Origin of the sequence: Antrihabitans stalactiti (assembly GCF_012932915.1) — a bacterium.
Classification (GTDB): domain Bacteria; phylum Actinomycetota; class Actinomycetes; order Mycobacteriales; family Mycobacteriaceae; genus Antrihabitans; species Antrihabitans stalactiti.
Map to the genome: position 1 here is coordinate 293,064 of NZ_VCQU01000009.1, position 25,133 is coordinate 318,196.

The following is a 25,133-nucleotide window of genomic DNA, read 5'->3' on the forward strand; positions in this document are numbered from 1 at the left end:
GAGCGGGTATCTATCGACCGAACCGATGACGCGAGGCGACATGGGAACCACCGCAAGCTGGGTCAGATCCCATCGCATGATCGCCTTCTTCGCCCTGGCCTACGCGTTGTCGTGGTCGCTGATTCCGTTCGGATCGTTCCTCCCGACCGGCGCCCTGATCGCCGCACTGGTCGTGATCGCGATCGCCGACGGTCGCCCCGGATTTCGCGAACTCGGGTCTCGCATCGTTCGCTGGCGGGTGCACTGGATCTGGTACGTGGCGGCGCTCGGCGTGCCCATCGCAATACACGTCGTGACGATCACCGCCAACGCCCACTTGTCCTCGGCGGCCATCTCTTTCGATCAGCTCGATCCGTGGTACGGCCTGGTCGTGGTGTTCGCGTCACGCCTCGTCGACCCGCTGAACGGTCCGGTCGCCGAGGAGCCGTCGTGGCGCGGCTTCGCGCAACCCACACTGCAGCAATCCAATTCGCCGTTGGTGGCGACCCTGATCCTCGCCACACTCGTGACGGTCTACGCTTGGCTGTTCAACCGCGCCGACGGCAGTGTGCTGATCACGCTGCTCGCGCACGCTGCCGAAGGAACGGTCAGACGTCGACCTTGTGGCCCGACGGCATCGACGCCGACCGCGTGATTTTCCTGAATGCGGTGGCCTGGACCGTAGTTGCTCTCGCAGTCGTTGTGGCCGATCGAGAGCTGTGGCTCAACCGGCGGCTGCGGCAATAGAATCGCCGACCATGACCGGTGCTGTGGATCGCGCGTTGGAAATCTGGAAACCCCTCCGCCGGAAGGAGACAGCGCACTCGACCTCTTCCGGTCCGCATACGCCGATCCGGTCATCATCAACGACACACCTTTCACCTGCGCCCAATTGGTCGACCGGGCGCGAGCAACCCATAAGGCCTTCGCCGACCTGGAGATGGAAGTCGTCGACCGTATCGACGCAGGCGACAAGGCAGCCGTCGCGTTCCGCCAATCAGGCAAACACGTTGCCGCATTGCCGATGCCGGGCGCGGTCGAGCCTTCCGGTCACGTAGTCAGCGGAATCGGAATGGACATCTTCACGATCGTCGACGACCGCATCGCCCGAATCTGGGTGGTCTCCGAACTGCTCTCACAGCTGGTCCGCGGCTAAGGCCTCAGGCAACCCCGCCGGTGCGCAGCCGCGCAGCCTGCGGCTGAGAAGGTTCTCGCCCGAGGCAGCTGGCTCGTGCAGCAGAACCTGCCCCGCCGCGCCGAGGGGGCTGTTGCGCGAGCATCGCCCGAGAAGAAAGTCGCATAACCGCCCCTTCGGCGCCCGAACAGGCGATCCGCACCCCTTTTCCGAGATGGCTCGGCGTGTCGCACGGCGCGTCGGGGTGCGAATCCTGAAAGGGGGGCGGCTGAGGGAGTTCTCGCTTAAAGCGCAGCCTCAGGCAGCGTGCTGCGCGGCGTGGCGCTCGGCGGGAACGACCTCGACCTCGATGGTTGCGGCGACTGCGAGAACGCGGGCGCAGCATGTCGGCGGCGTCCACACCTCGACTCCGTCGGCAGCGTCGTCATGGTCGGAGTAGAAGTAGAAATACACGGGCCGATCGCGATCGCCATCGATGTGGTAGGTCACGCCCCACTCGTGTTCGCTGTAGGAAACCTGCTTGGCGCGGAAGACCGCGGCAGAGCGTGCACGGATGACTACGGGAAGGCTCCAGGCCTCGCGGTCGATCGCCGCGACGTCGAGCTGCAATTCTTCCCAAGTGTCGTTGACGACTCGAACGACTAATCCTTGCGGCGTCGGCCTAGACATCTCATTGCACCTTCGGAGTGTTCACATACGGCGGTCTACAGGTTGATCGCCCGCCGCAACCGTTTTGTTGCACACTTCCGGCTATCGTTTCAGGGCAGCGGACTTTTTCGCTTGATCTATTCGAGGACCAATCCAGTCGAGGAGCACGTTTGGACATCTTTGTCCTGCGATGTGGTGATGGCCCGGTTCCGATCGCGCTCACCACTCAACCCGCGACCGCAGTGGGGACTGTCCCGGTGGCGAGCGAACTCGACGAGCTATGGCCCCTGATCGACGCCGCCGAACGGCCCCGACTCGTCGTCTTGGGCGGCGACTCCGGGCTCGCAGCGGTGTTGACGGCACTGATGCGGACCGAACGGCTCGGGTTGGAGATCGGCTACGTGCCTTTCGAGCGAACCCCAGCGTCGAAGATCTATCGGACCGGAACTGGTGCAGTTGCGGCAGGCAATGCACTGCACGGGAAACCGGCCGAACTACCGCTCATTCGCGACGATGCCGGCGTGGCGATCGTCGGTCGAGCGGTCGTCAGCGGTCGGGCGGGTGCCGAACTCGAGGGTGAGGCATACGTGGACGACACCAGGCTGTTCAGCGGAACAATCGCTGCGGTGCACGTGGAACCGACCCTCGAGATGCCCGGGTTACGTGCCTACTCCGACAGCGGGCGACGCCTTTCCCGCAAGCGCTGGGTCAGCGGACGCGCGATGCAACTCGGCACTGTGGAGGCGGTTCTGCAGCGCGACGGCATCCCCGACTCGCGCCGCGTGAAACGGACCGCCTTCTATCGGCACCACGAACCGTGGAAGCTGGTCCAGCCTCGATGAGGACCGCCGTGCGGCCCAGTCCGATCTTCCTGGGTGTCGTGGCCTTGGCGATCGCGGGAGGCGCGCTCGCTTGGACCGCTGATCTCGATTCGTGGCTCGCCAAAGCGGGCGTGGTGATTCTCGTCGTCTTCGGCTGGATCGTCTCGGTGTGCCTGCACGAATTCGCACACGCGTACACGGCATGGCGCGCGGGCGATCGTGAAGTCGAGGTGCGCGGCTATCTGACGCTGAACCCGCTCAAGTACAGCCATCCGCTGCTGTCCATCGGACTTCCCGTCCTGTTCATCGCGCTGGGTGGCATCGGCTTGCCTGGCGGCGCGGTCTATGTGCGGTCCGGGATGTTCGGTCCGAAGGTGCAGCGCCAGATCAGCCTCGCCGGACCGTTCGTGAACGCAGCCTGCGCGGTCGTACTACTGGTCGTGGTCCGGGTGTTCGGCAGCGCTGAAACCCATTCGGCATTTTGGTTCGGCATGAGCTTCCTCGCGTTCCTGCAGGTCACCGCGACCGTGTTGAACCTGCTCCCCGTCCCCGGGCTCGACGGCTATGGTGCCATCGAGCCATCGTTGAGCCGCGAAACCCAGCGAGCGCTCGAACAATTCAAAACCTACGGACTGCTCGTTCTGATGGCCGTGCTGTTCGTCCCGCAGATCAACGCCATCTTCTTCGACGCCATCTACGGGCTTTTCGAGCTGTCCGGCATTCCGTCGTGGTGGTCGAGCAACGGGGCATACCTCACGCAGTTCTGGCGATAGGTCCTGTGCGTGAGTTTGGCCCCCAGAGGGGCCAAACTCACGCACAGTTCCTACGGGCGCCGCGCGGTGACTGTGGCGAGGGTGAGTGCCACACAAATATCTGCGAGTTCGGTCGTCGATTCCTTGGGGTCCCGCAGCCAGGCCTCGATGAGCTGATTCACCCCGCCCACGACGAACAACGCGCCGCGGCGAAGGTCCGCGGGATCGGCGGGTTCGAAACCAAGCAGTCCGGGCCCGTAGTGCAGGACCAGCTCGACGATCGTGTCGAGCATCCGATCGCGACCTTCGCGAAGACCCGCGATGTTCGACTCGGTTGTCAGAATTCGGTGACTGTGCGGATCGGCAGCGACGGCGTCCAGAAATGCGGTGAACGCTGTGCGCAGCTTGGCACCGAGGTCTCCCGGATCCGCGAGACTCGCAGTGACCATTGTCGCGGTCAGTTCTGTGCGAAGCTGGTCGGCGATCGCGACCAGCAAGTCGTCACGGTTCGGAAACTGCTCGTAGAAGTACCGCGGCGTCAGCCCAGACGCGCTGCACACGCCCCGGACCGTCACCTCGGCGATTCCGGATTCGCCCCAGATTCGCTTACCCGCTTCGAGGAGTTTGCGACGGCGTTCGGCGCGACGGTCCAGCGCACTGATTCCGCCGTAGTCACGCACCACGTTTGATCGGGCCATTGACTGAATCCTAGCCCGTCCCTATATTTGGAACACATTCGTTATCCAAATCGACGACTCAAAGGAGAGCCGCGATGAACCCGACCGTTCCGACGCGCCATCCCGACGCGCCCAGGGGGGTTCCGGCGACGGTGCAGGTGTTCGCCACCGCATTGGGCCTGCGCAAACCCGACGCCGAGCAATGGCAGAAACTCGGGGAGAACCTCGTCGTCGGCGACGAACCCATGGACCGGCTGGTCGAATGGATGGCTGCTTCCGGGATGAAAGAGATGCGGGCGTTGTTCGATCGCGCGCTGACCGACGGCATCGCCAGCGTGCCGGAAGCCCCGCAACCGTTGCGCGAGTTCTTCCTCGAAGTGGAGGCCACACCCGACTGGGTCGACATGGACAAGATTCGTCGCGGCGCGAAGGTCCTGACCAGCACGGGTGCTGACGGCATGTACGTGGCGCGGGATGTCGCACTGCAAGGCGGGTACATGTTCTCCGGTTTCAACAAGACGCTGCTACGGACCGGCGCGCTGGAGAAGGGCTCCAACCAACGTTTCGCCGAGACGATGCAATGGGCTTTGGATGTCGTTTCCGAAGACGGTATGTCGCCGCTGGGTGTCGGCTATCGCTCCACAATCCGGGTCCGGCTCATCCACGCGTTCGTGCGTCGGCATGTCGCTGCGATGCCGGACTGGAACAGTGCCGAATGGGGGCTGCCGGTCAACCAGACAGACATGGTCGCGACGTTGGTTGGTGCACTGATCACGCCCGTTCTGGGTGGCGTCGGGCTGGGCATGGTGTACTCGCCGGCAGATCTGGACGCGCTTGCCCACCTCACGCGTTACGTCGGTTGGCTGATCGGTGTGCACGAGGAGTCGCTACCAGTGAGTTTCCGCGACGCGGTCCGAGTGCTCCTGCACACCCTCAGCGCACTGTCGAATCCGGACGAGACGACCAAGACTCTGGCTGTTCCGATGTCGACCGACCCGCTTCTGTGGTCCTACGACCGCCTGCCGAAGCTGCGTCGCCGCATCGCGCGATCGCAACATCTCTCGTTGACGGCGACCGTCCTCGGCCCCCGCGCGATGCGGTCGATGGGTCTGCCTCCTTACGTGCTGCCGTGGTACCCACTGCTTCGGATTCCGATAAACGCGGCCCACTCTGCGGTGCGATTCTTGCCCGGCGGCCTCGATCGAGCCGCCGACCGCGGCGCGCGCGAGCACGCAGCGTTCTTCGCGACCATCACAGGCGGCGCCGCCACGACTATCGGCGCCTCGGCAAGTCACATCGGACGAGCGGCGTAGAGCTACCGACCGTCCGTGACCGCCACACGATGGTCCGTTGCGAGCTTCGGAATCACGGGACGGTCCCCCTCAGATTCGCGACGGACAAGTCGTTCACATATCGGCGAGCAAAGCCTCGACCGCCCGCTCTGCCAGCGCAGCAATGGTTTTCGACGGATTGCGACCGATCGCGCGTGGGACTATCGCGCCGTCCATCACGTACAACCCCTGGTGGCCGAATACTTTGCCTACATCATCGACGACGCCCGCCGCCGGCGATGCCGCCATATTGCATCCGCCCAAGGGGTGTGGCGTGACGAGTCCCTTGAACAACCCCCAGCTAGGTAACCGGATCGGGTAGCCGCCGGTCGCCTTGCTGAGGCGAACATGCATCTCCTCCATGGCGTCGATCGCTTGCTCGGATCGGGCCGGGTTCCAATTCAGCTTCATGGCCGTTCGCCAGGGCCGCAGCCACGACCTTCCCAGATAGAAATCGCCGTCAGCGGCGTCGATCGCCTGGCCGAACCACGGCATGACGGAACCGAAACCGCCGCGTCGGGATAGCCAGGCCCAGAAGCGACCCGGCTTCGTGTCTGCCTCGAAAATCACGTTGGCCAAATTGGGAATGCCGCCGTCCTCGATGAAGAAGCGGGCAGGCGGGTACCCGTCCAGAAAGCTGATTGCCGATGTAATCGTCGGTCCATTGGTCGGCTGCGGACTTCGACTCTTGTACTTGGCCGGAGTGAGGAAATCACCATTCGAACTCCACCCTCGGCCGAGTGCGCGCGGAAGCGTCGTCAACCCGCGCTGTCGCGATCGCAGCAGGATCTCGGTCGAACCGATTGATCCCGCAGCCAGAATCAGCCGAGGCGCGACGATCTCGCTGGGCACCGCCTTCCCAGACGAGTAGTCGACATAATGCACGCGCCAGCCGCCGGACGCCCCGGAGATATGACTGACCTGGCAGTGCGCCCGGATCTCGGTCTGGTCGTTGGTCTGCGCCTTGGCCAAATAGTTCAGGTCGAGCGTCTTCTTCGCGCCGGTCGCACACCCGATGTCGCAGTTGCCACAGAACGTGCAACTCGCGAAGTCGACGGCGAGTTCGAGACGTTCGAACTTCGCGCCCTCGCCGATTGCGACGGCAGCCTCCTGCAGCAGGTTCATTCGACTGACCGGCCGATCGACGGGGACCCGCTGCGGGCTCAACATCGTCGACACGCGCTCGTAGTACGGCGCCAACACGGCTCCGTTGATCGCCGATGGCCACCCGGATTCGAAGACCTTCGAATCTGCGTCGATACACACATTGGCGTAGATCAACGACCCGCCGCCGACGCCTGCTCCACACACGACAGTCATATCGCCGTCCAACCGGCGAACATCCATCCAGCCGTCACGCTCGAGGGGATTCTTCGGGTCGTAGAACCAGTTCTTCCCGGATTCAGCCGGAGTGTCCTCGGTTCTCCACTTTCGGCCGCGTTCCAACATGAGGACCCGCTTACCCGCCGTCGCGAGCCTGCATGCCGCGACCGCGCCGCCGAATCCGCTGCCGACGATCACCACGTCGGGAGTGCCGTTCGTGGTCATGGCCGCCGCCGCAGGATGTAGGTGCAGACCAGCGCCCATGCGAAGAACGTGAGGTAGCGAACAACCGCGAAGTGCCGCAACGGCCACACCACGCCGGTCCCCCGCATCGTTGCAATCGACGCTACAAGGCCCAACACGTTCAAGCGGAGAATGCCGCTTGCGACGACAACGCCCGCCCCGCCCTTGGCAGTTCGTACCTCGACAAGCAAGGTCGTTGTGGCGGGCCACATTCGCCATGGGCCCGCGATTTCGACCCGCTTGACGCCGCGTAGCCAATGTTCGACGCCGTCGAGCAGGATCGGCGCTTCGTAGATCATCAGCGACGCGCGATCCCCAGCCGGAGAGAACAGGTTGAAATCGCCTTTGCTGGTTGCATGTTGGGCACCCCAGCGCGGGATCTCGAACGCAGCGTTCAAGTTTCCGCGATGGTGCGTATCCGTGAGAAATGCTGCGATGTCGTCGATGTCGATTCTTGCTCGTAGCGCGATCCCCGATGAACCGCGTGTGCGGTAGCCCTTGCGGGGATCGGTGACGCCTTTGGCGAGCTGCCCGGTCATTACCTCGTGAAAAGTCATCCCGCTCATGTCATTCCCTGTTCAGCTCGTCGAGAATGAACGGAAAGACCTCGGTCGCAGCGTCTTTGCCGAGAAAAATGTCGAGGTGACCATAGCCGTGCATCTTCTGGAAGGTGTGCCTACCTGGCGCGACCTTTTCGAAGAAGTCGAAGGTCGCCGCCATCCCGGTCGGCACGAAGCAACGGTTCATCGAACCCGTCATGAAGACGAACCGCGCGTCCGTTTTCGGCATCTGCGAGGCGAATCGCAGCGGCAGTACCGACAGCGGGTACTTACCGGTCGATACCAGTTCACCGGCTTTGAGGCTCGCTTGAATCTGTTCGAAAAAGGCAATCGGCGCCCAGCCGACCTCACCCTTGATCCAGTCATGGGTCGCGTCGTCGAGATTCTCGTGGCGCCAGAGGACCGGCCAGCCTGCCCCGTACACGACACTCGACATCCGGCATACGGGGTTGCGGCATTCTCGGTGCAGCAGCATCAACGACCGCGTGACCTTCGCCCAGAACCCCGGAGCGTGATATCCCCACTGCGCATCCATACCGTCGACGCGATGCCGCAGCGCGCCCATGGCGAACGGCATCTTGATGTCCATCAAGGTCCGGACATCGGCGTGCAACGCAATCGCATTGCTCACGACGGTCGTCACTTTGGGCAGGTCAGGGAGCAAGCCGGCGCAGATCGACATCATGAAACTCGTCGAACCCTGGCAATGCACGAGTGCTTTCATCGTGTCCCACCCGGTCACTTCGCCGATCTTCGCGACTGCCGCGGGGTGGTCGTGCACCGCCGCATCGTCGAGGGTGAAATCGCTCGGCTCGACATCGATGCTTGCCCGCCAGTTCAGCATCCAGACGTCGTAGCCCGCGTCGGCGAGCACGTGCGGCAATGGCCTCGCGACGGGTGGATTGAAGATGTTGGACCGCACGCTCATCCCGTGGACGAGCATCACCGGACCGCGGTATGGATCGGGCGGCGTCAAGCGAAGAAAGAACAGCGGCTTTCCGTCGCCCGCATTGAACTCGATCCTTGTGAAGTCAGACAACCGAGCCCCTCCCGGTCACCCCGACTGGAAATTGTTCAGTGCAAGTCTCGCCGGTATCCGGTCGGAGGACATGCGTAATCGACTACCTGTTCTCGGCCCTCACGGCTGCGCCGAGGGCAGTGCGATCGGCGACCGCCAGTTTGGCGCAGGCCCGATAGATGTGGCCTTCGACAGTTCTGACCGACACAACGAGCCGATCAGCGATCGCACGGTTGGACAACCCGTCGGCGATCATGATGCCGATCTCTCGTTCCCGTGTGGTGAGCGGAAGCGCCCTCGCACCGGTCGCGAGCGCGGGTGTGAGCGCATTCCCGCACAGCGCCGAAAGCCGTTGGGCGGCCGCGGCCGCCGCGAGCTCGCTCGACCGCTCGCCCGAGTTGGCGTACGCAGTTGCAGCGAGGGCTGAGGTGTCCGCTGCGATGAGCAGCATGCCCAGTTCTTCGAAATCTGCTGCGACGGCGTCGAGCGCGCGACCGTCGCGCGCGCTCAGCGCCGAGCTCATGCGGACTGCGACCGCGGCGAATGCGCCGGGCACCGCTCGTGCTCGCTCCCCGAGTTCGACCGCGACCGACTCGTCGCCGAATTGAGCAGCGGCCATGAGCATCTTGGTCGCGACCGCCAGCTGGTCGCCTTCGATTGCTGAAACCGCCGCCTCACGCGCCAGCGCCTGTGCGCGGACCTGATCGTCGTCGCACGCCGCCATCCACGCCCGTGCGAGCAGCAACTCCGGCCGGAAGATGCCAACATTGTCGCCGTTGAGATGTTCGGTTCGCTCCATCGCGTCGCGCGCTTCTTCGCGTCGCCCGAGGGCGGCTGCCACTTGAGTAAGACTCGCCAGCGCCAGCATCGCCCACGAGTACCCGGTTCCTTCCAGTGCCGCGGCGGCCTGGCGCAGTTCGGCGAACGCCGCATCCAGCCGTCCAGCCGCGAACAGCACTCGACCCAGCAGCACCCCTCCCAGCGAGCGGCCGGGCTGCTGCTGTTCGGCGAAGTCGACGTAATGCCGGGCGAGTTTCTCGGCCTCGTCGATCCGGCCCGTCATCACCAGCGCAAATGTCTGGCCGAGTCCGCAGGTGTATCTGATGTTGCCGGTCTCGGACAACAGAGCAGCTTCGAGACCTGGCACCGCCAGCGGCTCGACCTCGTCGAAGCGACCGGAGAATGCCAGCCCGACGGCACCGCTCGACGCAGCCCAGGCCCGCGCGAGCGGTGGGCTTCCCGGCGAACTCATCACCCGCGCAACCGTTTTCAGCGACTCCGGAATTCGGTTCTCGAACAGCATGAACGTCGCGTCCAACGCATCGAGAAGGTCATGCACCATCCGCTCGGTCGCGCGGGTCCTGATCAGTTCGAGGAGCGCTCGCCCCTCCTCGGGGCTACCCAGCGGCCAGAACAGATTGGCAGCACGTGGAAGCCCCCACATGACCAACTCGATCTCGGACAGATCGCCCGGATCGTATTGCCCCAGCTCGGTTTCGGCCTCCTTTCCTCGACCGGTCCAGGCCAGCGCGTACGCAAGATAGATCGACGCGAACAGTCCCCCGTCACTGTCTTTCGCGCCGCGGGCGAGTCGTTCGCCCAGTTCCATCGCCCCGACCCGAAGCGTGTCGCGCGCGGCATCGATGAGGATCTCGGCTGTCGGCGGCGAGTCGCTGTCCAGACCGAGCGCAGCGAGCCGGATCCTGTCGACGACGTGCTCCGGTTTGCGGACCGAGATTCGCCGCACCACCTCGCCGCGGATCCGGCGGGCGGCAAGCATCGGCGTGCTCTTGCTCAGGACCTCGCCGTAGAGCGGATGCCCCAGCCGGACAACGAGCCCCGCTTGTCCGCGCGCAACACGGACAAGCCCGTCACGCTCGGCAGCCTCGACCGCCTCTTCGGAGCTGAGATCGGTCAGCACGTCGAGATCGAGCGGCTCGCAGAACGACAGCAGCTCCAGCACGCGGCGTTCCTCCTGCGACAGCCGATCGATTCGGCTCGCCACCAGCGTGTTCAGGTGCGGGGTGATCGCCGCTTCGCCCCGCAGCTGCCACACACCCGCGACCTCGCGCAACGCGCCGCTCGACATCGCGCCTTCGATGAGATGGCGCAGGAAGAGTGGGTTTCCTTCGGAGACGCGGAAGATCCGGTCTGCGCTGGATGCCTCCAGCGGTCCGCCGAGGACGGTCTCTGCAAGTTCGACGGTCTGTTCGCTGGTGAACGCGGACAGCTCGATGCGCGTAAGCCATTCGTCTTTCCAGAGCGCGGTGATCGCGTCGGGCGCAAGTTCGGAGTCTCGGATGGTCACGACCAGTCTTGTGGAACCGCCCATCGCCAACTGGTGCACCAACGTCGCCGAGAAATTGTCGAGCAGATGAGCGTCGTCGATGCCGATTATCGATCCGCCGAGCCCAGCGACGAGCTCGTTTCTCGCGGTACGCAGCACCGTCGCCGGCTCGATGGGACTGCTGATCGAGATCAAATGAGCGAACGCCCCCAGCGGAACGTTGCGCGCGGTCTCGGTCCCGACGACCCAGCGAAACGGCTTCCCCGAAACGCGCACAGCCTCTTTCGCGAGAGTCGTCTTGCCGACTCCGGCGCCGCCGGTGAGGACGACCCCGTTCGCGCTGCTCGTCAGGCGCAACGATGCAACGATCGCATCGAGCTGCGCAGCTCTACCCAGCGCCGGCCACACGGTCCCCATGTATGGATCTTATTGGCCGAATGTGACTTTCTGCCTGGTAGCGGTCAATGCAAATAGACGAATCCTGGGTGCGGGTCGACAACCGCGGACCCCGTCGCCCCGATCTGGACCATCGCGGCGACGACGCCACCCTTACCCGCGACGACCGTCGCAGACCGCATCGAACCGACCCCTGCTGCGACGCACTGGTCGGCGACAAGTCGCTGCACGCCCCCCGACATCGATTCCAGGTTGAACCACACGATCGCGAGCGGCACACGCTCGATCGGCGATCCGACGCCGCCGTCCAGACTGAACCGGACGACATCGGGGTCCCCGAGCACCCGCGTCGCGCGAGCAAGCGGATTCGGTCCGTCGATGTAGTGCGGTTGCACCTGAAATGGGCTGGCGGACAGTCGGGCTGGCTCCATCGTGGAAATTCCGAGGTCGAGCAGGCACCGCGCCGCATCGATCGCGTCACGGTCCCCGCTCGCAGCACGGTCTGCCAGCGCGGCCTCGGCCGACTCCAGGCGGAATCGGTCGAACAGGTCCGGATACGACGGCAAGAACATGCAGGTCCCCTTGATCCAGACTGCGGCCCCCCTCGTGGCCGCAGTCTGGGTTCGACGTTATTGACGCGCGAGGCCGCGGGCGCGAGTAGTGCACTACCTCATTAGGCGAGCAACTCCCTCAGCTGCGAATTCGGCTCGATCACCCGGACCACCGCGCCACCCGACGCGGTCGCCACGCCGTAACGGCCCATGCTCGTGTCACGCGGCACCAGCAGCCAGTCCTCTGTCCACCGGTCGATGTGCGCGATGTCGAGCAACGGACCTGGACCTAGTGCACGCTCGTCGGCGCGGTCCGTCAGGAGCACCACAGGCCGATCCGCGCCGAGCAGACACACCCCTTCGCTGGGGAACCACATCGTGCGCAGCCCGATATCGAGCCAGCCACCGATTGCCAGGTCCATGTCGGCGACCGGGTGCACCGAGCAGAGCAGTGCGGGGCGCAGCCCGGCAGCGAATCGCCCCAGAGGAGCGCGCTCGGCACCTGCCGCAAGCTCGCCGAGCGTGTGCGCAGTCGATCGCAGTTCCGTGGCCTGCACTCGATAGCGCACGTCGCGACCGGTTTTCCCTGCGGTGACCAGCCCCGCGTCGCGCAAGATCGCCAGATGCTTCGTGATCGCCTGCCGCGTGACCGCGATGTGGCCGAGTAGCTCGGTCGCCGACATGGGACCATGGCGCGCAACTGCGTCGAGGATCGCGCTGCGCGTGCTGTCGGCAAGCGCGGCGAACACCGGTGCCGTCATCGATGCCTCCAGAATGTGCAATCGATCGGTTGCGTATTCGAGGGAGCCTAGCGCGCGTCGATACCGGATGATGGGTGTTGACCGAGTGCCGGAAGGGTCGAGAAGGGAAGTCGGAAAATGGAATCGGCCCTGAAGCCGGGTGACGTATTCGCTGGATACACCATCCAGGGGATCATCGGTACCGGTGGCATGGGCGCGGTCTACCTTGCGCGCCACCCCAACCTTCCACGCCTTGTCGCACTGAAATTGCTGCACCGGTCGTTGACCGGCGACAACAGCGTGCGCGCGCGGTTCGAGCACGAAGCCGCGCACGCAGCCCGCCTCGAGCATCCCAACATCGTCGCCGTGTACGACCGCGGCCGCGTCGGCGACCAACTGTGGATCGCCATGCAATACGTCGCAGGGACCGATGCAGGCAAGCTCGTCGCACGCGGACCGGTTCCACCACAACGCGCACTGCACATCATCACCGAGGTCGCGAAGGCGCTCGATCACGCGCATCGTCTCGGAATCCTGCATCGCGACGTCAAGCCGGCCAACATCCTTCTCGCCGAGGGCACCTACGACGACGCGGACGAGCGCGTCTTTCTCACCGATTTCGGCATCGCAAAAGCGCTCGACGAGACCGGCCACCTGACGCAGACAGGGATCTTGCTCGCCACGCTGCACTATGCGTCGCCCGAGCAACTGGAAGGAAGGCCGCTCGACGGTCGGTCCGACGTGTACTCGTTGGGCTGCACGCTCTACCACCTGGTGACAGGGCATCCTCCGTACGAGGCGCCCAGCGCAGGCGGCATCATCATGGGCCACGTCAGCCGTCCGATTCCGAGGCCGACGAGCTTCGTCGCTGCCGTACCCCCTGCCTTCGACGACGTCATCGCACGGGCGCTCGCAAAGAACCGCGACGAGCGATACAGCACCTGCATGGAGTTGGCGACGGCCGCGCGCCATGCCGCCCAGTTCCCCCGACGGCCTGCACCGGAGCCCACGGTCCTGCGGGACCAGGTGCGGCCACCAACTCCCCAACCGTGGCAACACCAGCCGGTTTCGCCCGCGCCGTCGACATCGTTTCTGCACCGACCGATCGCCGCCGTCCTCGCGGTGCTGGTCGCGATTGCGTGTGTCGTGGGTTTTGCGATCTGGCGGGTGAACAACCAAAGCTCCAACGATTCGAGCGCAGACGCCGCGAAGAATCCAGGCAATGCCTTTCAAGGCATGTACAACGTCAAGATCCAGTCGAATGTCTACAACGGCGTCGCTGTCGCTCCGGACAAGCTCGAGAAACCGCTGGAGGTGGTCTGGGAGGTCCGGTCGCAGTGCGACGGCAAGGCGGGTGAATGCGTCGCAGTCGCCTCGTCGAAGACGCCCGGCACCGACGGCTATTTCACGCTCGACCGCATGGAGTTTCGCTACACAGACGGCAGGTGGGTTCGCAATTTTGTACCTGAACAGCGAATTTGTCGTTCCGCGGAGACGCAGGAGGAGCAGCACGAAACCTGGGTCGCCATTCAGACCATCACACTGACGGCCCCGACCCAACCGACCGACGGACCCATCGAGCGCCTGTCCGGAAAGGCGGTCACCACCCAAGGCGGGACCTGCCGCGGAATTTGGGAGTCGACGATGGACCTGGTCCGCAGCGGCGATCTGCCTGCCGACACCGCACCGTTGACCGACGCCAACCCGGCCGACCCCGGCAATCCGAACCCTCCCGGAGCCGCGTTTCGCGGCACCTACGAACTCACGACGACGCTGACCTCGACCCCGCCCGGTAGCGAGTCCGCAAACAGAACCCCGGTCGTCGAACGATGGACAGCGTCACCCGCGTGCACACACGATGGGAACGAGTGCGTGGTCGTCTTGTCCAGACCCGAGACCGACCACCCGCGCGTCTTCAAGTTCGTCGACGGCGCGTTCGAACAGTCCTATCAAGCCGTGAAGTCGAAATGCGACTCTGGGGTCGATGCAGGCAATCCGCGCTACCTCGATGTTCTGAAGCCGACCACCACGGGTGCCGGGCCTGCGCAGAAGTTGACCGGTACGACGACGATCACCTTCACCGGCGCCTGCCCAGGCGTTTGGAAATTCACCATCGACGCGGTTCGCATCGGCGAGTGAGCACCGCTCAGGGCAAACCTTCGAAATAGAGCCGAACGCCGTCACAGATGTCGAGGACGTCGCCGTCCGACACCTGGAAGGGCTCGTCGGGCCGAAGGCGTTCCGCGGGCTGGCCGCCGCGCAACAGGAAAGTGCCGTTGGTGCTGTTCAGGTCGACCGCGAACACATGCCAGCCGTCGATTCGGATACTCAGGTGCGAGCGCGAAATCGCCCGAGTCGGACTGCGGACCGTGATCAGATGCGGCACATCGCCTTCCGTGGCCTGCTTGACGCTCGGCCGCGCGCCCAGCACCATCGACCCGACCAACGGGACGTTGGTTCCGTTCGACATCCGAATCGTGCCGAGCGACGGGCGCTCGACAGGCCGAGGTTCGCCCTCCAGCCCTTGGCCGCACAGGAGGCATTCGGTGCGGTCCGGCGGGTTGGAATGTCCTGCAGGGCATGCCAATCCGAGCACCATCGGCGCTTCGGCAGGTTGCGGCAATTTGATGTCCTGCGCGACTGCGCCACCGACGGGATTCCACGCTCTCGTAAGTCCGTCGTGGTCCCCGATCGCCTGCCCAGGAGCGCGTTCGACGACGGGCGCCGCAGGTGGCGGTGGCGCCCCGGTTCGAAACGTCGGCTCGGGCACACCGACGGCGGGCCCGGGCGTTTTGGTGAGCACTGGCGGCGCGGGTTCGGGTTCTGGAGGTGCTTCGGCGACCACGGCTGCGACCGGCTCGGGCTCAGGCGGCGGGGCCGACTCCGGCTCAGGCACGGGTTCTTGTTCTGGTTCCGGTTCTGGTTCGGAAACGTTCCAATGCAACGTGATCTCGTTGGCGAGCACGATTCCCGAGACGATCGGCAGTTCGATGGTCGCGCCAGGGCCGCCGCCGCGCACGATCGCGGTCGCCAGCGGCGCGTCGCGGCCGTCGGCGTGATCGCCTTTGTGATCGCGAAGGTCGGCGACGACTTCACCACGCGCGGAAGACTTTCCGTTGCCGCGGGGACCGGCGTCGCGCAGGACGATCGCATACGACGGCACCGGACCTGCCTCGTCGAGCATTGTTCGCAGCGCGGCTTCATCGGCACCGGTCAGCATCGCTTCGTACAACGCCTTGACGCGGTGGGGCTCGACACTCGGCGGGACGAAGACGGCTCCACGATCGCAGATCACGGCAGGCCAGCCGCCCGGTCTGTAGGTGTGGGCCATGGGGATCAGCCTCGTAGCACCGGCAACGGGGCGGTTTCATCGGTCGGCGCGTCGGCGTGGATCGCGTCGACGATGACAACGGTGACATTGTCGTGGCCACCGGCCTCGATCGCGGTGCGGACGAGTTCGTCCGCCGCCGCCTGTGGATCTTCGATTGTGCGCAGCACCTCTTCGATGCCGCCGTCTTCGATCTCTTTCGTCAGTCCGTCCGAACAGACGAGGATCCGGTCGCCCGCGACCATCGGCAACAGCCACACATCTGCCGGGTAGTCCGTCTTGGGCAGGATCGCGCGGGTGACGATGTTGCGGATCGGGTGGAAATTCGCCGACGACGGATTGATGTCGCCGGAGTCGATGAGCTCTTGGATCGCCGAATGATCGACGGTCACTTGTGCGAAGCCACCGGCGTCGAGCCGGTAGGTCCGCGAATCGCCGATGTTGACGACCATCCAGTACGGCACCGAATCCTGGACTGTGACGATGACGCCGCTCAGCGTCGTACCCGGCGGGCGACCGTCGACCTCGATCTTCGAGATTCGCTCTCGCGCCTCCGCGAGACTCGAGGTCAACATGTCGCCGGTGACCGGCACGCGTCCAGCCAGACCCGCCATCGCGGCAACGGCCTCACGACTCGCGATATCACCCGCAGACTGACCGCCCATGCCGTCGGCGACGACGAACACTGGCGGGTCCGTGCAATACGAATCTTGGTTGGCAGACCGAACGGAGCCCACGTCGGTCGCAACCCCCCAGTTGAGGGTCGCGCCGGCGATCACCGAGCTCTCTGTCATCGCTGCACTCCGAATCTGCGGGCACCCATGTGGATGGTAGCGCCAGGAGGCGTCCGAACGCGTACGCCCGGCATAAGCCGCGCCAGCCGTCCTGTTGTTTCCACAACGGACCCATTTGTGGACGCTCTGTCGCGCACCCACAGGCCCGCGTCGTCGAGCCCGAATTCGAGGTGAGTTTTCGACATCGAGAAGGTGTCGTCGTCGATAGCAACGAGGTGAATGACCTTCTCCCCCGGCAACGGCGATGGCGCTCGACCGATGAGTCCGGCACCGGCGACTGCGATCACAGACCCGTCATCGAATGCCAAATGCCATTGCCGCTCGGGTCGATCCCAGCGAGTGACGACGATCGGCGGCGGGACTGCCATGGGCTCGGCCGCATTCTCGTCGTCCAGCCACGGCGGCAACGGCGTACTGCCGCCTGACGAGAGTTGCCCGTCTTCTCTTTGGGCTGGTTTCTTCCGACCGGACCATCGCGCGAACACGCCACCGAACCGTGACCTCGAACTTAGCGACGGTGGATTACGCATCGGATCCATTCCCGCTCTTTCTTGTGGCTCCGGTTTTCTTGTGCGCAGAGCTTCCTTCGGATTCCCTGGGATGCGCTTAAAGAAACCTTGGATCCGAGCCTCAGCTGGGCAGTTGGAGCCGCAATTCACTCACGTCCGTGACAGCGCCGTCTGCGCCGCGGACCTCGACCCGAATGGGCTCACCGGTCGCCGCTTCGACGACGGACAGCGGCGCGCCCTCGGCGCCTTGGAGATGCTTGTCGCCCCACTGCATGAGGGCCATGACTACCGGCAACAGGTCCGCGCCCTTCTCGGTCAGGATGTATTCGTAGCGGGTGCGCTGACCCGGCTCTTGGTAGGGCTGTTTGTCGAGCAGCCCTGCCGCGGTCAAGTCTTTCAGCCGGGTCGCGGCGACGGCCTGCGTGATCCCGACACGCTGCGCGAAGTCGTCGAAGCGGGTGGTGCCATACAACGCCTCGCGCAGGATCAAGATCGCCGACCGGGTGCCGACAACCTCCATGGCCTTGCCGATCGAGCAGCGAGAGGTCTTCCATCGCGAGCGGTCTGCGAGGACGTCGTCGAGCTGAATTGCGGACATGTGATCCATTCTACGGCTAACTTGCCCAATCCATAGTCAGCTCGTATCCTGACTATAGAGTTCCAAAGTCAGCGTCGATGGAAGGGATCAAGAAATCATGAGGGATGCAGTAATCGTCGAGGCAGTCAGAACTCCGGTGGGCAAAGGAAAGCCGAACGGTGCATTGCACGACATCCACCCGGTCGATCTGTTCGCACACAGCCTCCGCGCGGTCGTCGAGCGGTCCGGAATCGATCCGGCGCTCATAGACGACGTCATCGGTGGCTGTGTCACGCAGGTCGACGAGCAGGCATACAACATCACCCGCAGCGCGCTGCTTGCCGCCGGTTACCCCGAGTCGGTCCCAGGCACGACGATCGACCGCCAATGCGGAAGCAGCCAGCAGGCAGTGCATTTCGCCGCGCAGGGCGTGCTGTCCGGGGCGTACGACATCGTCGTCGCCGGCGGTGTCGAGTCGATGGGACGCGAGCCGATGGGCAGCAACATCCGCGACGGTTCGCCTTGGAGTCCGGCACTGGCCCAGCGCTATCCGGATGGGCTTGTCCCGCAGGGGATCAGCGCAGAGCTGATCGCGTCGCGCTGGAACCTCTCACGCACGCAACTCGACGAGTTCGCCCTTCGCAGCCACGAAAAGGCAGCTGCGGCAACGCAAGGCGGACAATTCGCGAAGCAGTTCGTCACGCTCCCCGAACTCGCCGCCGACGAAGGCATCCGCCCAGGCGGCACCCTGGACCGGCTCGGCAGCTTGAAGCCGGCCTACTACAACGATGCCTGGGCACAGCGCTTCCCCGAGATCGGCTGGAACATCACGGCCGCCAACGCAAGTCAGATAAGCGACGGCAGCGCGGCAGTGCTGATCACGACCAGCGAGAAGGCCAAAGAACTCGGTCTGACGCCGATCGCCAGGTTGCACAGCTTCGCAGTCGTCGGCGACGATCCGCTGCTCATGCTGACGGCGATCATCCCCGCGACCGCAAAGGTGCTGGCACGGTCCGGGCTGTCGCTCGACGACATCGGCGTCTTCGAGGTCAACGAGGCCTTCGCGTCCGTGGTCCTCGCCTGGGCGCACGAAACCGGTGCGGACCTAGACCGAGTCAACGTTCATGGCGGAGCGCTCGCGATCGGCCACCCGCTCGGCGCGAGCGGTGCCCGCATCCTCACGACGATGCTGGGCGCCATGGCCGACCGCGGTGCTCGCTACGGTCTGCAGACGATGTGCGAGGCAGGTGGTCTGTCCAACGCGATGGTGCTCGAACGGCTTTAGTCAGCCGACGTTGATGCCGAAGTCCTTGACGATCCCGTAGAGGCCGGACGCATAGCCCTGGCCGATCGCGCGGAACTTCCACTCCGTACCTCGGCGGTAGAGCTCACCGAAGATCATTGCGGTTTCCGACGATGCGTCTTCAGTGAGGTCGTACCGGGCAAGTTCGGCCCCACTCGTGCGATCGACGACGCGGATATAGGCGTTGCGGACCTGGCCGAAGTTCTGCCGCCGGGCGTCGGCGTCGTGGATCGAGACGGGGAACACCACCGACTCGACCTGCGGCGTCAATGCCCGCAGATCGATGTTGATGCTTTCGTCGTCGCCTTCCCCCTCGCCGGTCAGGTTGTCGCCGGTGTGCTCGATCGCGCCGTCCGGCGACCGCAAGTTGTTGTAGAACACGAAGAAGTTGTCGTGCAGCGCTTTTCCGCCTGCGAGGCCGATCGCGCTCGCGTCGAGGTCGAAATCCTGGCCAGTCGTCGCCCGGACATCCCAGCCGAGTCCGATCGTCACTGCCGTGAGATTCGGCGACTCCTTCGACAACGAAACGTTGCCGCCTTTTGCCAGTGTCACGCCCATCCTGTAACCCTCCTGAACTTCGCAGCTTGCCTCGTCTCTTTCGAGCCTACCGAGACTCGCGACCTTCGTTGTGGGACTTTTTTGGAGTCCTGAGAGTCCAAGCGGCGCATTGCGAAGTTTGTCGGTATCGACGCGCACAATCGGTGCTATGGCTACCTGGAAACAGTTCTCGGACGAGGCGCCTGCTCTCGCCGAAGCGATCGCTGCGCGCTTCCGCGCCCACAAGCACCACATCATCGCGACCATCCGGCGCGATGGCTCGCCTCGAGTCAGCGGCACCGAGGTCGAGATGTTCGGCGACCTCCTCGTGCTCGGTTCGATGATCGGCGCCCGCAAGGCGCGCGACCTGCAGCGCGACCCGAGGTACGCGTTGCACAGCAATCCGGTCGACGAGAAGATGGCGGGCGGCGACGCGAAGGTCGCTGGTCGTGCGCGTGAACTGTCCGGCGACGAGAAAGAACAAACCGTCGCGCACTATCTCGAAAACCCTGGCGAGGCACATATTTTCGCGCTCGACATCGACGAGGCCGTGCTCACCACCGTCGACGACAAACACTTGTACGTCGACCTGTGGCGTCCCGGTCAGGCGGTCGTGCGCACTACCAAGTGATGTCCGGCTCCGGCGGGACGAACGGGTTGGGCACAGTCGGCGGGAGAGTAGCGAGCGCAGCCTTACGGTCGACACCCGTCACCTGCAGCAGGTCGACGATCGTCGAACGTAGCTGAGCGAGAACGACACTCGCCGACAGTCCGGCCTTACGCACCAGGTCGAAGCGAGCACCCGCCGCGACCGCCCGCAATTCGCGTTGCGCCTCCGCCAGACCAGGCCGGTCCTCGAGGCCGGCAAGCGTTGCCGACCGAACAGTTTCGACGGCGTGCGACAACTTTTCGACCTCGTCGACCAAACGTGGGTCGAGGATCTCGTCGTCGCGAACGAGTGACAGCGATCGGCGCACGAGGACGCGGATGTTGCGGACCGCATTGTCGAGCGGATCGGCGATCTCTGCCAACCTGGCGACCTTCGCCCGGGTGTTCCAATGCAACGGCGAGATGCGGCTGATCTCGTGGCCACCCCTCAGATCGTTTCGCAGCGCATCGATCTTGGCCTGAGTATCGCGGGCGAGATGGAGCGATTCCGCTATGGTCTTCGCGTTCTGCTCCATCAGTCCGTCGGCGCACATGCGGAGCACTTCCGCTGCCACACCGAGGATTTCGCCCGCAGTGTCCTTTGCACGCAGAATCGGATTGGTCGGGACCATCGCTACCACCGCGACGCCGACCAGCCCGCCGGTCAGGGCATCGATCATTCGATCGAAGCCGCCGTTTGCGCCTGGCGGGAGCAAGGTCGCAACCAACACGGCCGAACTCGCAGCCTGGACCGTGATGACCGGTCCGCCGTCGAGCAGCACCGCCGCAATCATCGCGAGAGCGACAACCAGAACGATCTGCCATGCTCCGCTGCCGATCATATTGATCAGCACGTCGCCGATTCCAACGCCGACCGCTACCCCGACCACCAACTCCACGGACCGGCGGAACCGTGCTCCCAGCGCTACACCGAGCGAGACGACAGCGGCAATCGGCGCGAAGAACGGCTTCTGGTGGCCGATCGGGACCGTCGCCACCCACCAGGCGCACCCAGCGGCCAGCGCGCATTGCAGGATCGGAATCGCAGTCAGCCGAAGGCGGCTCCACGATGCGCGCAGACGGGCCTTCCCGCGAGACGCATCCAGACGTAGTCGTCTATTCGATGCCAAGTTCTTCGGCTGCGCGAGGATCGCAGTCCTCCAGGAGGTCGAGGCATCGCGCGTATTCGTCGTTCTCGCCGATCTGCTTGGCGGCGAGCGCCAGCACTCCGACGCAACGCAGGAAGCCGCGGTTCGGTTCGTGGCTGTACGGCACCGGACCGAATCCCTTCCAGCCGTTGCGCCGCAACTGATCCAGGCCGCGGTGATATCCGGTGCGCGCGTAGGCATATGCCGTGATGACCGCGCCGTCACGCAAGGCCGCCTCGGCAAGATAAGCCCACGCGATCGACGCGGTGGGGTGGTCCGCGGCGACCTTTGCAGGTTCGGCGTGGTTGAGCAGTTCCGATTCGGCTTCATCGTCTCCGGGAAGCAAAGTCGGCTGTGGTCCGAGCAGGTCACCAAAAGACGTCATGAGCTACATTGTGCCTTTCGGGGTCTAGCGCGAGAAACGGGGTGAAGCGTGCCGAAGGACGAAAAGGCGCCGCAGCAGCCGAATGTCGACCCTGGGGAGTCGGTGCCGGATCCTGAGTCGACGCAGGCGATGGCTGCGATCGACGATTCCGAACCTGAAGACACCCCTACCGACAAGCCGTCTACTGCGGACAAGCCGATCGTCTCGGACGAGACCGCGCCGATGCCGGTCACACCGCCGCCGCCCGTCCCGCCGAAGGCACCTGCACCGAGGCGTGTTCCCCCACCGGCCGTTTCGCGACCGCCCGCCCCTCCGCAAGCAGGCCCGACGGCACCGACCCAGCCGATCAGGCGGGTCTCGCCGCCGCCACCGCGCCAGACTCATCCGCCGACCTCGCCGCCGAAAGCTCCGGCACCTCGTCCGCCGGTAGCGCCGCCGGTTTCGGTGGCCAAGCACCCCGAGCCGCCGGCGCCTGCTCCCCCGGCACCCACGCCGCCGCCCCCGCCCGTGGAGTCCGCGCCGAAGCCTCCACCGCCTCCCGCCGCGAAGCCGCAACGTGTGCTCCCCGCCGAGCCGCCGCCTCCCCGTAAGAAGGGTGGCAAGAAACTCCTCGTGCTCGCAGTGCTGGTCCTTCTGGCAGCTGCCGTCGTTGCCGGGGTCTGGGTAACGCGCAGCAGCGATTCCAGGAAGTCGACCGAAACTCAGGTCAAGGAATCGATCGAGCTGTTCGGACACGCCCTGACCACCGGTGACATCCAAACGCTGCGACGCACCACCTGCGGACCGTTCGGCGACTACTACAAACAGATTTCCGACGAGCGCTTCGCCGAGGTCTACAAAGCCGAGGTCGATCAGAAGTCGATCCCTGTGGTCCAGAGCGTCGGCCGGGTTTCGGTCACCGACGACACCGCTATCGCCGAGGTCACCGTCTACCGCAAGGCCGATCCGAGCAACCGCCTCACCCGGACCCTCAACCTGATGCACGTCGACGACGCGTGGAAGGTCTGCGAGCCACCAGCCTGACCCAACCAGCCTGACCCAACCCTCGTGAGTCTTTTTGGAGTCCAGGGACTCCAAAAAGACTCACGAGGGTTGGGGGTTGTGCAGTCTTAAGCGTTCGTTAAGCAAACTCCAACGACCCCGCGGCATTGTCTTTCATGGCTGGGGATCGGGTGCGGCGGAGGGGACCGCATCCGGTCCCTGCCTCATTGGTACCTAGCGCGAGGTCTCTTCGAAAACCATGGTGGTGGAACCGATTCGGATGGCGTCGCCGTTTCCGAGCAGCGCTCCGCCGTCGATCTGGTGACCGCGCAGGAACACCCCGTTCGCCGACTGCAAGTCTCTGATCAGCAATCCGGCCGGACTGGGTTTGATCTGCGCGTGATAGCGACTTACCTTCGGGTCGTCGAGTTCGAGATCGTTGTCGGTCATGCGGCCGATCCGAAGTCCGTCCGCCGGTATCGCCACCGTCCGACCGTCCTCGACCCGCAACCGCCCACGCCGGACCGCGTTCGGCATTTCACCGACGGTTTCACTCATTGCCTTCGCCAGCCGCTCCGCCTGACCGATCGACCCGGGCACGAGCGGCTCCTGCCGCAGAACCTGCTGCTCGAGCTGGACGAGAGCCGGACTCGGATCGATGCCCAACTCCTCGGCCAGGATCGCCCGGACCCTACGACACGCATCCAGCGCCTCGGCCTGACGATTCGACAAGTACAGCGCCGTGATCAGCTGGCCCCACAACGGTTCGCGCAGCGGAAACTCGCCGGTCAATGCGATCAGTTCACCGACGACCGCGCTCGCGCGGCCGCAGGCGAGGTCGGCGTCGATTCGTGCCGACACCGTCAGGAGTCGCTCCTCTTCGACGGCCGCAGCGAAATCGTCGGCGAACTGCAGCCCACGTAAGTCCGAAAGAGCCTTGCCACTCCACTCGGCGAGGGCCGCTGCGAAATGCTTCGCTGCGGCAGCCGCGTCGCCCGCCTCGGCAGCCTTCGTCCCCGCCGCGCGGGCTGCCTCGAACCTGCCGAGATCGCATTCACCATCGTCGATGTGCAACTTGTAGCCGGGCGACGCGGTCGCCAAGATCGCCTGCGCGTCGACTCCCGCGTTGCGCAACGTCTTTCGCAGGTTCGACACGAACACTTGCAGGCTCGATGCGTACGCGTCGGGCGCGTCGTTGTCCCACACGGCATCGGCGAGCGCTTCCGACGGGACTGCCCGCCGACGATTGACCGCGAGCAGCGCAATCATCGTGCGCGGCTTAGGACCGCCCACCGGAAGCGGAACACCGTCGACCATCAGCTGCACTGGACCGAGAACGCGCAGGTCGACGCGCGGGCTCGCCACAGGACTACGCCTAGCCGGCGCTGACTGAACGACCCGCGGACTTCAGGTCGTTGCATGCCTCGATCACGCGGGCGGTCATGTTGGCTTCGGCCTTCTTGAGGTAGCCACGCGGGTCGTAGACCTTCTTGTTGCCCACGTCGCCATCGACCTTCAGCACACCGTCGTAGTTGGCGAACATATGGCCGGCGATCGGGCGCGTGAACGCGTACTGCGTGTCGGTGTCGACGTTCATCTTGACGACGCCGAACTTCAGCGCATCGTCGATCTCGGACTTCAGCGAGCCGGACCCGCCGTGGAAGACGAAATCGAATGGATGTGAGCCCTCGGGTAGTCCGAGCTTGGCGGCGGCGACACGCTGGCCTTCTGCCAGGACCTCCGGCTTGAGGACGACGTTGCCCGGCTTGTACACACCGTGGACGTTGCCGAAGGTTGCGGCAAGCAGGTACAGACCGTTCTCGCCATGGCCGAGCGCGTCGATGGTCTTCTCGAAATCTTCGGGTGTGGTGTAGAGCTTCTCGTTGATCTCGGCTTCGACGCCGTCCTCTTCGCCACCGACGACGCCGATTTCGACCTCGAGAATGATCTTCGCGGCCGCAGCGGCTTTCAGCAGTTCCTTGGCGATCTCGAGGTTCTCGTCGATCGGGATTGCCGAGCCGTCCCACATGTGGGACTGGAACAGCGGGTTCTTGCCAGCGTTCACACGCTCCTGCGAAATGGCGAGCAGCGGACGCACGTAGGTGTCCAGCTTGTCCTTGGGGCAGTGGTCGGTGTGCAGCGCGATGGTCACGTCGTACTTCGCGGCGATCACGTGCGTGAACTCGGCCAGCGCCGTCGCGCCGACGACCATGTCTTTGATACCGAGGCCCGAACCGAATTCGGCGCCACCGGTAGAGAACTGGATGATGCCATCGCTACCCGCATCGGCGAAGCCCTTGATGGCAGCGTTGATGGTTTCCGATGACGTGCAGTTGATCGCGGGGAAGGCGAAGGCGTGCTCTTTCGCCCGACCAAGCATCTCGGCATAGACCTCGGGAGTCGCGATAGGCACTGAACAGACCTCCGTGTGCGTCGTGAATCCGCCCGGATCAGGGCGGCTT

General features: G+C 64.7%; 26 protein-coding genes. 9 read left to right on the forward strand and 17 right to left on the reverse strand.

The genetic code is table 11. The features are described from left to right. The first annotated feature begins 40 nt into the window (after nt 1-40). Together FGL95_RS24310 and FGL95_RS24315 are read left to right on the forward strand one after the other, a co-directional pair. Nucleotides 41-634, forward strand: coding sequence for a hypothetical protein (locus tag FGL95_RS24310; RefSeq protein ID WP_169591857.1), 594 nt, complete (start codon nt 41-43; stop codon nt 632-634). Between the two features lie 30 nt (nt 635-664). Beyond that, nucleotides 665-1,135: an ester cyclase gene (locus FGL95_RS24315; protein ID WP_169591859.1), complete on the forward strand. Its 471-nt coding sequence runs from the start codon at nt 665-667 to the stop codon at nt 1,133-1,135. 276 nt (nt 1,136-1,411) lie between these two features. Here FGL95_RS24315 and FGL95_RS24320 read toward each other — a convergent pair whose 3' ends face one another. Further along, on the reverse strand, nt 1,412-1,783 hold the full coding sequence (locus tag FGL95_RS24320) for a hypothetical protein (RefSeq protein WP_169591862.1): 372 nt from the start codon (nt 1,781-1,783) through the stop codon (nt 1,412-1,414). A gap of 149 nt (nt 1,784-1,932) precedes the next feature. Between FGL95_RS24320 and FGL95_RS24325 the strand changes: the two genes are divergently transcribed. Beyond that, nucleotides 1,933-2,604, forward strand: coding sequence for a hypothetical protein (locus FGL95_RS24325; RefSeq protein ID WP_169591865.1), 672 nt, complete (start codon nt 1,933-1,935; stop codon nt 2,602-2,604). After that, nucleotides 2,601-3,356 carry a site-2 protease family protein gene (locus FGL95_RS24330; RefSeq protein WP_169591868.1) on the forward strand — a complete coding sequence of 252 codons (756 nt, stop codon included), beginning with the start codon at nt 2,601-2,603 and terminating at the stop codon, nt 3,354-3,356. The genes FGL95_RS24325 and FGL95_RS24330 overlap by 4 nt, the downstream gene beginning before the upstream one ends. A gap of 50 nt (nt 3,357-3,406) precedes the next feature. Here FGL95_RS24330 and FGL95_RS24335 read toward each other — a convergent pair whose 3' ends face one another. Next, nucleotides 3,407-4,033: a TetR/AcrR family transcriptional regulator gene (locus FGL95_RS24335; RefSeq protein ID WP_169591871.1), complete on the reverse strand. Its 627-nt coding sequence runs from the start codon at nt 4,031-4,033 to the stop codon at nt 3,407-3,409. Nucleotides 4,034-4,107: 74 nt separating this feature from the next. Here FGL95_RS24335 and FGL95_RS24340 point away from each other — a divergent pair, with 74 nt between their 5' ends. After that, entirely contained in the window at nt 4,108-5,325 is a 1,218-nt protein-coding gene (locus tag FGL95_RS24340; RefSeq protein WP_169591874.1) for an oxygenase MpaB family protein, read from the forward strand. Between the two features lie 93 nt (nt 5,326-5,418). On the opposite strand, the gene FGL95_RS24345 is transcribed toward FGL95_RS24340, so the two are convergent. From FGL95_RS24345 to FGL95_RS24370, 6 genes are all read right to left on the reverse strand, one after another. Further along, nucleotides 5,419-6,930 (reverse strand): GMC family oxidoreductase N-terminal domain-containing protein, encoded by a 1,512-nt coding sequence (locus FGL95_RS24345; RefSeq protein ID WP_206072248.1) that lies wholly within the window; start codon nt 6,928-6,930, stop codon nt 5,419-5,421. Further along, entirely contained in the window at nt 6,888-7,475 is a 588-nt protein-coding gene (locus FGL95_RS24350) for a hypothetical protein (protein ID WP_169591876.1), read from the reverse strand. The genes FGL95_RS24345 and FGL95_RS24350 overlap by 43 nt, the downstream gene beginning before the upstream one ends. Nucleotide 7,476: 1 nt before the next feature. Then, on the reverse strand, nt 7,477-8,508 hold the full coding sequence (locus FGL95_RS24355; RefSeq protein ID WP_169591879.1) for an alpha/beta hydrolase: 1,032 nt from the start codon (nt 8,506-8,508) through the stop codon (nt 7,477-7,479). Between the two features lie 82 nt (nt 8,509-8,590). Continuing rightward, nucleotides 8,591-11,191 carry a LuxR C-terminal-related transcriptional regulator gene (locus tag FGL95_RS24360; protein WP_169591880.1) on the reverse strand — a complete coding sequence of 867 codons (2,601 nt, stop codon included), beginning with the start codon at nt 11,189-11,191 and terminating at the stop codon, nt 8,591-8,593. A gap of 44 nt (nt 11,192-11,235) precedes the next feature. Beyond that, nucleotides 11,236-11,742, reverse strand: coding sequence for a hypothetical protein (locus tag FGL95_RS24365; protein ID WP_169591883.1), 507 nt, complete (start codon nt 11,740-11,742; stop codon nt 11,236-11,238). A gap of 101 nt (nt 11,743-11,843) precedes the next feature. Next, nucleotides 11,844-12,482, reverse strand: a complete 639-nt coding sequence (locus FGL95_RS24370; protein ID WP_169591886.1) for an ArsR/SmtB family transcription factor — start codon at nt 12,480-12,482, stop codon at nt 11,844-11,846. Between the two features lie 117 nt (nt 12,483-12,599). Between FGL95_RS24370 and FGL95_RS24375 the strand changes: the two genes are divergently transcribed. Next, a complete protein-coding gene (locus FGL95_RS24375; protein WP_169591888.1) occupies nt 12,600-14,600 on the forward strand; it encodes a serine/threonine-protein kinase in 2,001 nt (666 codons plus the stop codon). A 7-nt stretch (nt 14,601-14,607) separates the two neighbouring features. Here FGL95_RS24375 and FGL95_RS24380 read toward each other — a convergent pair whose 3' ends face one another. The 4 genes from FGL95_RS24380 to FGL95_RS24395 form a co-directional block, all read right to left on the reverse strand. Then, nucleotides 14,608-15,792, reverse strand: a complete 1,185-nt coding sequence (locus FGL95_RS24380; protein ID WP_169591891.1) for an FHA domain-containing protein — start codon at nt 15,790-15,792, stop codon at nt 14,608-14,610. Nucleotides 15,793-15,797: 5 nt separating this feature from the next. Further along, nucleotides 15,798-16,583, reverse strand: coding sequence for a PP2C family protein-serine/threonine phosphatase (locus FGL95_RS24385; RefSeq protein WP_169591893.1), 786 nt, complete (start codon nt 16,581-16,583; stop codon nt 15,798-15,800). After that, entirely contained in the window at nt 16,580-17,122 is a 543-nt protein-coding gene (locus FGL95_RS24390) for an FHA domain-containing protein (RefSeq protein WP_169591896.1), read from the reverse strand. Before FGL95_RS24390 ends, FGL95_RS24385 begins: the two co-directional genes overlap by 4 nt. A 91-nt stretch (nt 17,123-17,213) precedes the next feature. Next, nucleotides 17,214-17,690, reverse strand: coding sequence for a winged helix-turn-helix transcriptional regulator (locus FGL95_RS24395; RefSeq protein ID WP_169591898.1), 477 nt, complete (start codon nt 17,688-17,690; stop codon nt 17,214-17,216). Nucleotides 17,691-17,787: 97 nt separating this feature from the next. Between FGL95_RS24395 and FGL95_RS24400 the strand changes: the two genes are divergently transcribed. Further along, nucleotides 17,788-18,954, forward strand: coding sequence for a thiolase family protein (locus FGL95_RS24400; RefSeq protein ID WP_169591901.1), 1,167 nt, complete (start codon nt 17,788-17,790; stop codon nt 18,952-18,954). Here the strand turns inward: FGL95_RS24400 and FGL95_RS24405 are convergent, their stop codons facing one another. Continuing rightward, nucleotides 18,955-19,530 carry a TerD family protein gene (locus tag FGL95_RS24405; protein WP_169591904.1) on the reverse strand — a complete coding sequence of 192 codons (576 nt, stop codon included), beginning with the start codon at nt 19,528-19,530 and terminating at the stop codon, nt 18,955-18,957. A 148-nt stretch (nt 19,531-19,678) separates the two neighbouring features. Here FGL95_RS24405 and FGL95_RS24410 point away from each other — a divergent pair, with 148 nt between their 5' ends. Next, nucleotides 19,679-20,140 (forward strand): pyridoxamine 5'-phosphate oxidase family protein, encoded by a 462-nt coding sequence (locus tag FGL95_RS24410; RefSeq protein WP_169591906.1) that lies wholly within the window; start codon nt 19,679-19,681, stop codon nt 20,138-20,140. On the opposite strand, the gene FGL95_RS24415 is transcribed toward FGL95_RS24410, so the two are convergent. Next, nucleotides 20,130-21,209, reverse strand: coding sequence for an FUSC family protein (locus FGL95_RS24415; protein ID WP_206072291.1), 1,080 nt, complete (start codon nt 21,207-21,209; stop codon nt 20,130-20,132). The genes FGL95_RS24410 and FGL95_RS24415 overlap by 11 nt on opposite strands. Nucleotides 21,210-21,273: 64 nt before the next feature. Next, on the reverse strand, nt 21,274-21,690 hold the full coding sequence (locus FGL95_RS24420; RefSeq protein WP_169591908.1) for a DUF3151 domain-containing protein: 417 nt from the start codon (nt 21,688-21,690) through the stop codon (nt 21,274-21,276). Between the two features lie 48 nt (nt 21,691-21,738). Here FGL95_RS24420 and FGL95_RS24425 point away from each other — a divergent pair, with 48 nt between their 5' ends. Then, complete coding sequence (locus tag FGL95_RS24425) at nt 21,739-22,713, forward strand: Rv0361 family membrane protein (protein WP_169591910.1); 975 nt, start codon at nt 21,739-21,741, stop codon at nt 22,711-22,713. Nucleotides 22,714-22,905: 192 nt separating this feature from the next. Here FGL95_RS24425 and FGL95_RS24430 read toward each other — a convergent pair whose 3' ends face one another. Continuing rightward, entirely contained in the window at nt 22,906-24,036 is a 1,131-nt protein-coding gene (locus tag FGL95_RS24430; RefSeq protein ID WP_338080009.1) for a BTAD domain-containing putative transcriptional regulator, read from the reverse strand. Between the two features lie 10 nt (nt 24,037-24,046). After that, nucleotides 24,047-25,084, reverse strand: coding sequence for a class II fructose-bisphosphate aldolase (gene fbaA, locus FGL95_RS24435; protein WP_169591913.1), 1,038 nt, complete (start codon nt 25,082-25,084; stop codon nt 24,047-24,049). Nucleotides 25,085-25,133: the final 49 nt, after the last annotated feature.